The 11,289-nt window shown below is 71.1% G+C and carries 12 protein-coding genes; 10 read left to right on the top strand and 2 right to left on the bottom strand.

Going from position 1 to position 11,289, the window contains the following annotated elements; all coding sequences use genetic code 11:
- Positions 1 to 22: 22 nt before the first annotated feature.
- Positions 23 to 922, bottom strand: coding sequence for a hypothetical protein (locus ACFWFI_RS34505; RefSeq protein ID WP_387398137.1), 900 nt, complete (start codon positions 920 to 922; stop codon positions 23 to 25).
- 214 nt (positions 923 to 1,136) lie between these two features.
- On the opposite strand from ACFWFI_RS34505, the gene ACFWFI_RS34500 reads away from it, so the two are divergent.
- Positions 1,137 to 2,042 carry an oxygenase MpaB family protein gene (locus tag ACFWFI_RS34500; RefSeq protein WP_387398135.1) on the top strand — a complete coding sequence of 302 codons (906 nt, stop codon included), beginning with the start codon at positions 1,137 to 1,139 and terminating at the stop codon, positions 2,040 to 2,042.
- Between the two features lie 34 nt (positions 2,043 to 2,076).
- Here the strand turns inward: ACFWFI_RS34500 and ACFWFI_RS34495 are convergent, their stop codons facing one another.
- Positions 2,077 to 2,676: a class I SAM-dependent methyltransferase gene (locus ACFWFI_RS34495; RefSeq protein WP_387398133.1), complete on the bottom strand. Its 600-nt coding sequence runs from the start codon at positions 2,674 to 2,676 to the stop codon at positions 2,077 to 2,079.
- 161 nt (positions 2,677 to 2,837) lie between these two features.
- Between ACFWFI_RS34495 and ACFWFI_RS34490 the strand changes: the two genes are divergently transcribed.
- The 9 genes from ACFWFI_RS34490 (at position 2,838) to ACFWFI_RS34450 (ending at position 11,207) form a co-directional block, all read left to right on the top strand.
- A complete protein-coding gene (locus tag ACFWFI_RS34490; RefSeq protein ID WP_387398132.1) occupies positions 2,838 to 3,635 on the top strand; it encodes an MHYT domain-containing protein in 798 nt (265 codons plus the stop codon).
- A gap of 76 nt (positions 3,636 to 3,711) precedes the next feature.
- Positions 3,712 to 6,306: a sensor histidine kinase gene (locus ACFWFI_RS34485; protein ID WP_387398130.1), complete on the top strand. Its 2,595-nt coding sequence runs from the start codon at positions 3,712 to 3,714 to the stop codon at positions 6,304 to 6,306.
- Positions 6,303 to 6,740 (top strand): roadblock/LC7 domain-containing protein, encoded by a 438-nt coding sequence (locus ACFWFI_RS34480; RefSeq protein WP_387398128.1) that lies wholly within the window; start codon positions 6,303 to 6,305, stop codon positions 6,738 to 6,740. The genes ACFWFI_RS34485 and ACFWFI_RS34480 overlap by 4 nt, the downstream gene beginning before the upstream one ends.
- A 46-nt stretch (positions 6,741 to 6,786) precedes the next feature.
- On the top strand, positions 6,787 to 7,275 hold the full coding sequence (locus ACFWFI_RS34475; RefSeq protein WP_387398141.1) for a DUF742 domain-containing protein: 489 nt from the start codon (positions 6,787 to 6,789) through the stop codon (positions 7,273 to 7,275).
- 174 nt (positions 7,276 to 7,449) lie between these two features.
- The gene (locus tag ACFWFI_RS34470; RefSeq protein ID WP_387398126.1) at positions 7,450 to 8,085 is read left to right on the top strand and encodes a GTP-binding protein; all 636 of its coding nucleotides are present in this window, start codon (positions 7,450 to 7,452) and stop codon (positions 8,083 to 8,085) included.
- A gap of 239 nt (positions 8,086 to 8,324) precedes the next feature.
- Positions 8,325 to 8,735, top strand: a complete 411-nt coding sequence (locus ACFWFI_RS34465; RefSeq protein ID WP_387398139.1) for a roadblock/LC7 domain-containing protein — start codon at positions 8,325 to 8,327, stop codon at positions 8,733 to 8,735.
- Positions 8,736 to 8,857: 122 nt separating this feature from the next.
- On the top strand, positions 8,858 to 9,829 hold the full coding sequence (locus ACFWFI_RS34460; protein ID WP_387398124.1) for a DUF6397 family protein: 972 nt from the start codon (positions 8,858 to 8,860) through the stop codon (positions 9,827 to 9,829).
- Between the two features lie 41 nt (positions 9,830 to 9,870).
- Complete coding sequence (locus tag ACFWFI_RS34455) at positions 9,871 to 10,392, top strand: GNAT family N-acetyltransferase (protein ID WP_387398122.1); 522 nt, start codon at positions 9,871 to 9,873, stop codon at positions 10,390 to 10,392.
- Positions 10,393 to 10,562: 170 nt separating this feature from the next.
- The gene (locus ACFWFI_RS34450) at positions 10,563 to 11,207 is read left to right on the top strand and encodes an LAETG motif-containing sortase-dependent surface protein (protein ID WP_387398120.1); all 645 of its coding nucleotides are present in this window, start codon (positions 10,563 to 10,565) and stop codon (positions 11,205 to 11,207) included.
- Positions 11,208 to 11,289 lie beyond the last annotated feature (82 nt).

The following is an 11,289-nucleotide window of genomic DNA, read 5'->3' as shown; positions in this document are numbered from 1 at the left end:
CGGCCTTCCTGGCCACGCGTGGTCAGGAAGGCCGGACGGCCAGTTCGTCGAGCGACTTCAGCAGCCCCGGCAGTTCCGGGCCGCGGCCGACCGTCATGATCTCGCCCGGCTCCTCGTCCAGCAGGATGAAGGCGATGTCGTCGGTCCTGGCCACCAGTGACCATCCGGGGCCGTCGGCCCGCAGCGTGCGCGCCCCGCCGGGGGCGAACGCGGAGCGGATCCGGCCGGGTGGGGGCGGAGAGCTGACGTAGGCGCGGGCCGCTTCGAGCGCCATGCGTACGCCGGGGTGCTGACCGGATCCGGCAGGCTCCGACGGGCTTTCGTCGCCACCGGCCCGGGCTTCGTCGGTTCGGCCCCCGTCGGCCGTGGCGTCGTCCGGCGCCTCGCCGTCCGTCGCGGTCTCCTCGGACGGGCCGAACGCGGTCTCGTCGTCGATCTGCCCCCGCCACGCGGCCCACTGCAGGGCGATCTCGTCCGCCCCGAGGCGCCGCTGCGGGGGCCCCCACACCTCGGTGTCCGGTGGCGTCAGCGGCACCGGTCCGTCGCCGTCAGGATCGGGTACCGGGTCGTGAGGCTCGGGGACCCCGGGTGCGGCGACCGCCAGTGCGAGCGGCCATCCCGGGAGCGCGCAGACCACGGAGCGGTCGTCGGGGGACAGGTCGTACTCCATCCCGCAGTCCCACGAGGCGATGGCTACCGCCACCAGCGAGACGTCCTCGACGACCACCGTCCAGCGGGCACCGCCGTTGTCCTGGCCGAGCACGAGGCCGTACCCCTCGGCGTACGGCTCGAGACCGAGCGCGGCGCACGCGGCCACGTAGTCGTCACCGAGCACGCTGGGGAATTGCGCGGGAGTCAGCAGCACCGCGGTCAGCACGAACAGTGCGTCGTCGTCGGCGGCCGTATCGTCCGTCCCAGCCACAGCACCCACCCTCATCCCTCATCCCAGATCGCTTGGTCCGTCGGCGCACCTTAACTACTCGGTAACCCTGTCGTCGAGGCCCTGACAAGCGATAACGGACACGTACCCGGAGGGCACGACCGGCCGCAGGCGCACGCCACCGCACCCCTCGTACCGTGGTGCCTGCGTGCCCGGCACCCGTAGGGTTGTGACTCCGGCAGATGAGGGGGACAGCATGGTGAAGCGGTACGAACGTCTCAAGGAGATCCAGCGCCTGGACCCGGAGCGGGACTTCCTGGAGATCTACCGGCTCACCGTGACCTACGAATTCCCCTGGGACATCACCCGCGCTCTCGAACTCGCCCTGTACCGCACGTACGCCGTCCCCAGCATCGGCCGACTGCTCGCGGAGACGGCCGAACTGACGGAACGTTCACAGAAGAGGTACGACGACACCGCACTCCTCCTCGACGCCGTCGTCGAGCACGGCTTCGACAGCGAGGCGGGCCGCACGGCCGTCCGGCGGATCAACCGGATGCACCGTAGTTACGACATCAGCAACGACGACATGCGCTATGTGCTGTGCACCTTCGTCGTCACCCCCAAGCGCTGGCTCGACACCTACGGCTGGCGCAAGCTGTCCGGCCACGAACTGCGCGCCTTCGCCGCGTACTACCGGACCCTCGGCGCCCGCATGGGCATCCAGGACGTCCCGCAGACGTACGAGGACTTCGAGCGATTCCTGGACTCCTACGAGGACGAGCACTTCGGATGGGACGAGGGCGCACGCGCGGTCTCCGACGCCACTCTGGCCCTGATGGGCTCCTGGTATCCGCGCCCGCTCGCGCCCGTGGTGCGCAAGGCCGGCCTCGCCCTGCTCGACGACTCGCTGCTACGGGCGTTCCGGTACGGACGGCCGGGACCCGTCGCCCGGGGGCTGACCCACGGAGCCCTGCGGCTGAGGGCCCGTGCCGTACGGCTCCTGCCGCCGCGGTCCACCCCTCACCACGCGCGTCAGAACCCCGAGATCAAGGGCTACCCGGACGGCTACGAGGTGGCCCGGCTCGGCACGTTCCCCACTCCGGGCGTGCGCGGCTGCCCCGTGCCGCACGGACGGCCGTCGGACACGCCGGCCGAGTGAGCCGGAGGCCGCCCGCCGGAGCAACGGCGGCCGCTCAGCCGGTCCGTACGGCCAGAGCAAGGAATCGGCTGTCCTCGTCGGTGTAGGTGTCCAGCCGCCAGCCCGCGTCCGCCAGCAACGGCGTGAGACGCGGCTCGGCCCTGAGATCGTCGTCGGAGAGGGGCCGGCCGTGGCGTGCGGCCAGCGCCGCCCGCCCGATGGGGTGGAACAGAGCGAGCCGGCCACCGGGGCGCACCACTCGAGCCAGCTCCGAGAGCCCCTGCTCCGGGTGCGGGAGATGCGAGATGAGCCCGGCTGCGAAGACGGCGTCCAGGGCCCCGGCGCGCAGCGGAAGCCGTGCGACATCCGCCAGCAGCAGGGCGCCGCTCGCTCCTCTGCCCGCTCGCAACGCGGCATCCAGCATCGCGCGCGTCAGGTCGGCCCCGATCACCGTTCCCCCGGGTCCGACCGCCGTACGCAGGGCCGGCAGCGCCCGCCCCGTGCCGCAGCCCGCGTCGAGCACGGTGCCGCCCGGGCGAAGGCCGAGCTCGCCGACGGCGGCGGCATAGGCGGGGCCGTCATCAGGGAAACGGCTGTCCCAGTCCGCCGCCCGTGCGGAGAAGAAGTCCTGGACGTGTGTGTGGTCGTCGGCCATGGGGACATGATCGCGCAGTCCCCACCCGAGCGAAACGACACGATGCGGTGCACACGTTCGAACGTTGCCTGATCGTTCGGGAACATCTCTCTGTCATATCCCAGCACCTTTCGAAATGCGCCCCTGGTGCGCGCCCCGGGACGGGCTAGCGTCCCGGACTTATGGGACACCTGGACCACGCCACCTTCGGCTGGCTGACCCCCGTGCTGTCGTACGCGATGGCAGCGATCGGGGCCGCACTCGGACTGCGCTGCACCGTGCGCGCCCTCGGCACCAGCGGCCGCTCACGCCGCAACTGGCTGCTCACGGCCGCATCCGCTCTCGGCACCGGCATCTGGACGATGCATTTCGTCGCCATGCTCGGGTTCGGCGTCACCGGCACCGACATCCGCTACGACGTGCCACTCACTCTCCTCAGCCTGCTGGTCGCCATGCTGGTGGTGGGGGCAGGAGTCTTCACCGTGGGCTACAGCCGCGACCGCTCGCGCGCGCTCCTCATCGGCGGCCTCACCACCGGCCTCGGCGTGGCAAGCATGCACTACCTGGGCATGGCCGCCCTGCGCCTCCACGGCACCGTCGCCTACGACCCGCTGCTGGTGGCGGTCTCCGTCGTCATCGCCGTCGTCGCCGCGACCGCGGCCCTGTGGGCCGCACTCAACATCAAGTCGCCCGGTGCCGTAGCCCTCGCGTCGCTCGTCATGGGCGCGGCGGTGAGCAGCATGCACTACACCGGCATGCTGGCGGTCGGTGTCCGGGTCGCACCGTCCGGATCCGAACTTCCCGGGGCCACGGTGATGCAGTTCATCTTCCCCCTCGCCGTCGGCCTCGGGTCCTACCTCTTCCTCACCTCGGCGTTCGTCGCCCTCTCGCCGGCCGCCCGGGAACACGCGGCCGAAGCATCATCCAAGGACATCGACGACGCCTCCGCCGAACCACCCGCGAGGGCGGCCGCGAGCTGATCACGGCCGGACCCGCGGCTCACCTGCCGTACCCAGACTTCGGGGCACAGAGCTCCCCACCCGGAACGAGGAGGCCATGCGCACACCCCGCACGACGACCCCGGACCCCGGCGTGCACACCGGTCGGCCCGCGACACCGCCGCGCGGGCGACGCGCACACGCCGGTCCGCCCGCGGACGAACGTCCCGGGCGGGAGGCAGGACCGCCTCCGCCCACCGGGCTCCCGCCGCAACGTGCGTCCCTGCGCCCCCGGACCGTACGAGCGAAGATCATTTCGTTGCTGATGGTTCCCGTCGTGTCCCTGCTCGCCCTCTGGGGGTTCGCCACCGTCACCACGGCGCAGGACGTGGCACGTCTGCGTGAGGTCCAGCGTGTGGACAGGACGGTCCGGGCCCCGGTCACCGAGGCCGTCGGAGCCCTGCAGAACGAACGCACGGCCGCGCTCCGCCAGTTGGCCGCCCCCGGTACCGGGCATGCCGAGTCCCTGCAGGAACGGGCCGGACGAACGGACACCGCGCTGGGAGCCTTGAGCCTCGGTGACGGACACACCGTCGCCGAGGCCGGCATTCTTCCCGCAGGAGCCGCTGCCCGGCTCGGCACGTTCCTGGAAAGGGCGCAGCGATTGCACACGTTGCGCACCCGGCTCCAGAGCCTTTCCCAGGGTGGTTCCGGCGCGACTCCGGCCACGGACGCGGAGATACTGACCGCGTACACGCAGTACACCGAGACCATCACCGCGGCCTTCGGCGTCTCCGGGGCCCTGACGGGTACCCAGGACGCCGAAATCGGCTCCGAGGTCCGCGTCCTGCTCGAACTGTCGCAGAGCGGGGAGATGCTGGCCCGCGAGGAGTCGCTGCTGGCGTCGGCAGTACTGACGGGCACACTCAGCGGTGAACAACTGCGCGTGTTCACCGGCGCCGTGGCGACCCGCCGGACCCTTGCCGGGACGGCGGGAGCCGATCTTCCGGCGACCGGGCGGAAGGCGTGGCGCAAGCTCACCGGCCAGGGGGCCTACCAGCGGCTCACGGCGGCCGAGGACACCGTGCTTGCCGCCCCGCCCGGCCGCCGCGCGGCAAAGGCGGTGCCCGCCGCGGCCTGGGAGCGGGACGCGGCGACGGTCCGCACGGGGCTGCGCACCATAGAGGCGGGGGCCGGTGATCGCGCCGCCGACCGCGCGGGCCCCTTCGCACGCGCGTTGTTCAGCCCGGCGGGCGCGGCCGTCGTGTTCGGATTCCTCGCCGTCGCCGCCTCGCTGGTGATCTCCGTACGGATCGGACGCGGGCTCGTCGTGGAACTCGTCGGTCTCCGCGACAGCGCGCTCGAGATCGCCCGGCGCAAACTGCCCCACGCCATGCGGCGTCTGCGCGCCGGCGAGGAGATCGACGTACATGCCGAGGCGCCGCCCGGCCGGACGTCCCACGACGAGATCGGCCAGGTCGGGGAGGCGCTCGACACGGTGCACCGCGCGGCCCTCGACGCCGCCGTCGAACGCGCCGAACTCGCCAGCGGCATCTCCGGGGTCTTCGTCAACCTGGCCCGTCGCAGCCAGGTCCTCGTCCACCGCCAGCTCGCGCTCCTCGACGGCATGGAGCGCCGCGCCGACGACCCGGGCGAACTCGGAGACCTCTTCCGTCTCGACCACCTCACCACCCGAATGAGGCGCCACGCCGAGAGCCTGATCATCCTCTCCGGCGCCGCCCCGGGGCGCGCCTGGCGGATGCCCGTACCCCTGACCAACGTCGTACGCGCGGCGGTCTCCGAGATCGAGGACTACGCGCGGGTGGAGGTGCGGGCGTTGCCGGACGCCGGTGTGAAGGGCACGGCGGTGGCCGACCTCACCCATCTGCTGGCCGAACTCGTGGAGAACGCCGCCCAGTTCTCGCCACCGCACACGAAGGTGCGGATCAGCGGGGAGCCCGTGGGCAACGGGTACGCCCTGGAGATCGAGGACCGCGGACTCGGCATGGGCAGGGAACTGCTCGACGAGGCCAACCGCCGCATCGAACAGTCCGAGGCCCTGGACCTCTTCGACAGCGACCGGCTCGGCCTCTTCGTGGTCAGCAGGCTCTCCGCCCGTCACCACATCAAGGTCCAGCTGCGCACCTCCGCGTACGGGGGCACGACCGCGGTGGTGCTCCTGCCGACCGCGCTGCTCCGGAGCGGACTTCCGGAGGGCGCACCGGCAGGCCCGGCGGACTCCGCTGCCCGGACGGCAACGGTGGTCAGGGACGACGACGGCCCGGGGCCCGGCCACACCCCGCTCCCCGCCCACCCGCGACCCACCGCGTTTCCCGCACCGGTCGCCGTGCCTGCCATCGAGCAGAGTGCGGCTTCCGGGACACGGGCCGAACCACGGCCCGGACCGGCACCGGTCACCACCCTGCACCGGCGTCCGCGTTCCGCCGACGAGGACGGCGAGCTGCCCCGCCGCGTCCGGCAGGCCAGCCTCGTACCCCAACTGCGCGAGAAGCCGCGGACGGAGGAAGGCAAGCCGCACACCGGTGCGTCGGCTCCCACGGTCGAACGCACCCCCGAACAGGCCCGCGACCGCATGACCGCCTACCGCGACGGATGGGTCCGTGGCGGTGGCGCCGTACCGGGGAACGCCCCCGCGGCCCGATCCGCACCCGCGTCCCCATTCCGTCGGCACACCGAAGGAGACCAGACATGATCGTGAACGAGAGGCCCGGAAGGGCGTCCCGGCGCTCCGGCGAACTCGACTGGCTGCTGGACGATCTGGTCGCTCGGGTCGCCGAGATCCGGCACGCCGTCGTCCTGAGCAACGACGGTCTGGCGGTCGGCGCGTCCCATGCGCTGAGCCGCGAGGACGCGGAACACCTCGCGGCCGTGGCATCGGGCTTCAACAGCCTGGCAAAGGGCACGGGACGGCACTTCGGCGCCGGGGGCGTACGTCAGACGATGGTCGAGATGGACGACGGCTTCCTGTTCGTCGTGGCCGCCGGGGACGGATCATGCCTCACCGTCCTCAGCACGGCGTTCTCGGACATCGGCCTCGTCGCGTACGAGATGGCGCGGCTGGTGAAGCGGGTCGGCGAACACCTCGCCACCCCGGTGCGACTCGCCGGGCCACCGGCGACGGGCTGAGGACGGGCGCGTGCGGATGAGCGAGGGCGGATTGCCGCCGGGGAACATGGACGGCCTGCCGCCGGGCATCGGACACGGAGCCCCTGCCGGCGCCGGGTCCGCCGTACCGTCAGGCAGCGAATACGGCGTGCCTTCCGGCAGCGAAGCCGTGCCGCCGGGCAGCCAGTGGTACGACGCCGAGGCGGGCCCGCTGGTCCGTCCCTACGCGGTCACCGGTGGCCGGACGCAGTCAGGGCCCAGCGGCGTGCGATTCGACCTGATAGCCCTGGTGGTGGCCGACGACGGAGCGGCTGACCGTCAGGGCGAGGCGCTGCTGGGTCCTGAGCACCGGGCTCTGCTCGCTCTGTGCCGCGACGAGATCCAGTCGGTCGCGGAACTGTCCGCGGACGCCGATCTTCCCGTAGGCGTGGTCCGGGTGCTCCTCGGAGATCTGCTCGAAGCCGGCTGCGTCCGGGTCAGCCGGCCCGTCCCGCCCGCCCAACTGCCCGACGAGCACATCCTGCGCGAGGTGATCGACGGACTTCGGGCGCTCTGAGGGGCTCCTGTAACTGTCGTGCGCACTGCCCACTCAAGACGGATTGCGGCGCCATCCGGGCATCGAACGAACTCATCCGCACACATAAGTCAAAATCCGTTCACCCCACTCGGTGGCTGCCTCTGATTGCCATGCTGTCGCCCCTACTGACGGCACTCGCGAGAGAAGTGATGGATGTCCTCCGAGCATGTGGACAGCACGGGTGAGGAAGAGGCCGAGGACTCCTCGGCCCTCGCCCTGAAGATATTGGTCGCCGGAGGCTTCGGCGTCGGCAAGACGACACTCGTCGGGGCCGTGAGCGAGATCCGGCCCTTGCGGACCGAGGAACTCCTCAGCGAGGCCGGACAGTCCGTCGACGACACCGGCGGGGTGGATCAGAAGACCACCACGACCGTCGCGATGGACTTCGGCCGGATCACCATCCGGTCGGGTCTGTCGCTCTATCTGTTCGGCACGCCGGGGCAGGACCGGTTCTGGTTCCTGTGGGACGAGTTGTCACAGGGTGCCCTCGGCGCCGTGGTCCTGGCCGACACCCGTCGGCTCGAGGACTGCTTCCCGGCTGTCGACTACTTCGAGCATCGCCGGATTCCGTTCGTAGTCGCCGTCAACTGCTTCTCGGGCGCACGGACCTACGCCGAGGACGACGTCTCGCGCGCACTGGATCTGGACAGGGGTACGCCCGTCGTGCTGTGCGACGCGCGTGACCGCGCCTCCGGGAAGGAGGTTCTGATCCGCATGGTCGAGTACGCCGGACGGATGCATACCGCGCGGCTCCTCGACTCGGTGGGCCAAGGGGCCGGGCCGGCGTGAGGTGAGGGCCGGATCGGCGTGAGGCGAGGGTCGGTGGGCCAAGGGGCCGGATCGGCGTGAGGCGAGGGCCCCGGCAAGGCCATGCGTAGCCGGTTGTGAGCCGGACGGCCCGCCTGCGGCGGCGGGCGGACCGTGGCGCGAAGCAACGCCTCCCGGGTGGGGAGGCGCTTGCCCGCAGAGGAGCCGTGCGCAAGGCTTGCGCGGAACGCGGGGAACTGATGAACGGGGAGGACGAGCACATGGCGCTGGACCGGGGACTTGACTGGCTCCTTGACGATCTCACCAGCCGGGTGGAACACATCCAGCACGCGCTGGTGCTGTCCAACGACGGGCTGGTGACCGGAGCCAGCACAAGCCTGGCCCGAGAGGACGCGGAGCACCTGGCGGCGGTCTCGTCGGGGCTGCAGAGCCTGGCCCGCGGGTCTGGGCGTCACTTCGGGGCGGGAAGAGCACGCCAGACGATGGTGGAGTTCGACGAGGCGCTGCTCTTCGTGACGGCGGCAGGGGACGGCAGCTGCCTGTGCGTGCTGACGGCCGCCGAAGCCGATGTCGGCCAGGTCGCCTACGAGATGACCCTGCTGGTCAACCGGGTGGGCGAGCACCTCGGGGTGACGGCACGGCAGGGCGTCGACAGCATCGACCGCCTCTGAGCTGCAGCTTCAGTGGATACCCAGGAGTTATCCACAGGCTCAGCGTGCAATTCCCCCCGGGACTAACGTGGTCACACAGAGTATTCGACCTCAGAGTATTCGGCCCCACGGGGAGGAAGACCATGACCGTTACGGAAGCCGCCCGCATGCGCGCCGCCGACACGGCGGCACCCGTGTCCGCAGGACGCGCGGCTCAGGAACTGAAGTTGAGGCGGGGCGAATTCGACCTCGCCGTCCATCTCGGACTGATCGGCGCCGAGCCGGCGACGGGCGGGGCGAGGCCGCGCGTCCGCCGACAGGAGATCGACCGGCTGCGCGCCCTGCCGGGGTTCCCCGAATCGCTTCGGGACCAGGTGCGGACAGCAGGCACAGCGGAAGGCGCCAGGCTCCTCGGAGTCAGTCCCGCGCGCTTCACCGGCCTGGCCCGCGTCGGGTGCATCTCGCCGGTCGCGTTCTATCTGAACCGCTACCGCGCGGTGGTCTGGCTCTATCTGGTGGACGAGCTCCTCGCCTTTGCCGCGCGAGAACCCGACCTGATCGCTGGGAAGAGTCCGGTGGGGATGCGGACCATGCTGGAGGCCGGCACCGACTGGCGTGCGCGCAACTGGCGTTCACGCAGGATCGACCGGTTGCTGAGCCGTGCGGAGGATCCCTGGGCGCGCGCGGCTCTGCAGGCATCCGCTCTGGACCCGGTCCAGCTCGCGGAGGTGGTGGAGGATCCCTACGAGCGCGCCTACCTGGCCCGGATGCGCCCGGATTCCGCCTTCGGGCGTCCGGGGTCCGTCTCCGGGAGGGAAGCGATGACGAGGCTGATGCCGGCGGATGATCCGGACGAAATCCTCTGGCGCCGGGTGAATCTGACGCTCGAGCTGGAACAGGCACGTGAGACCCGTCCTGCTCCCAGGCCCGGGTGCGACCCCGCGTACCGTCCGGTTCAAGCGGGGCCGGCGCCGGGCCGACCGGGGCCGGACGGCTCGGGTTCGGTGTCCGGGCAACCGGGCAGGGTGTCCCGCCGCCCCGGCACACGGCCCGGCGCCGGGCGGGGGCTGCTCGGCAGGATCGGGCTGCGCAGGCCTGGGCGCAGAGCTCGCTAAAGCGATTGCGCGGGGCTGTTCGCCCTGTCATCTTGGCCCCCATGTTGATCAGAGAAGCCACCGAGAAGGACTGGCCGGCCATTTGGCCGTTCTTCCATGCCATCGTCGCGGCGGGAGAGACGTTCACCTATCCCGTGGAGCTCGATGAGGACCTGGCGCAGGGCTGGTGGCTCATCGAGGACCCTGGCCGCACGGTTGTCGCGGTCGACGATGCCGGGACCGTCCTCGGGACGGCCAAGATGAACAGAAACCACATGGGGAACGGCTCGCACATCGCCAGCGCCAGCTACATGGTCGCCCCTGAGCACTCCGGCCGGGGCGTTGGCAGGGCCCTGTGTGAATACACCGTGGACTGGGCGCGTACGGCGGGATATCGGGCCATGCAGTTCAACGCCGTGGTGGAGACGAACACCCACGCCGTGCGGCTGTACCGATCCCTCGGCTTCGAGATCATCGGGACTCTGCCCGAGGGATTCAACCACCCCGAACAGGGCTATGTGGGGCTGCACATCATGCACAAGCCCCTCCGAAACCACCCTCACACGCCGCCGGAGCGCCTGTGAGCCTGGTGGCTTCCGGCCATCCTGGTGTGTCCGTCATGTCACAAGTAGCGGTGATGTGCGCATGGTTGATGGATCGCTGAGGCATGGGGCGGGTGCGCCGTCCGGGACAGGGGGCAGTACTGTGCGCCCCACCGCCATCCCAGCGGTGTACTCATATGGAGGAAGAATCCATGACCATACCCAGGAGATCGTGGCGTGGCGCGGGAGCATTCGCGGCCGCCGCGGTAGTCGGCCTGGCAGGCGGGGTCATCTCCGCCGGTCCGGCCGCAGCTCACACCCCCACCTGGGCCGTGACCTGCTCCGACGTGACGCTCAACCTGACGGCCTACTCGGGCAACGCCACCAATGAGGTGACCGTTTCCGTCGTGGGCGGCGAAGAGCTGCTTGCCAAGACCCAGTTCGGCCGGGAATACAGCACGAAGACCCCGCTCCAGCTCCCGAAGCACGACAAGGAGCTGACCGTCAAGCTCGTCGTCAAGGCCGGGGACGACGACAAGTACTCCTTCGAGGACACGAAGACCGCTCCGGTGTGTGAGGGCGACACTCCGCCGCCCACCCCGACCGAGGCGACGCCTTCGGAGACCCCGAGCACGGAGCCGCCCGCCTCGGAGACCCCCGAGCCGAGTGCGACGCCGAGCGAGACCGCCACGGAGGCCGCGCCTGCCCCCGCGGAGTCGACCGGCAGCGCGCCGGACCTGGCCGAGACCGGTTCGTCGTCCGCCACGCCCGTCATCGGCGGAGCCGCTCTCGCGGTTCTGCTCGCCGGCGGCGGCATCCTGTGGTCCGTCCGTAAGCGCCGCAGCGCGCAGCACTGACGCGTCCGAGCCACTCCGGCACGTCGGTCGTAGAACACCGGCGGGCCGGGCGGGGGCGCGCCGCACCGACTCCGGTGTGGCG

This window comes from Streptomyces sp. NPDC060209 (assembly GCF_042728155.1).
Taxonomy (GTDB): Bacteria; Actinomycetota; Actinomycetes; order Streptomycetales; family Streptomycetaceae; genus Streptomyces.
Note: the sequence above shows the minus strand (reverse complement) of the source record. Positions and strands in the feature narration are given on the sequence as shown.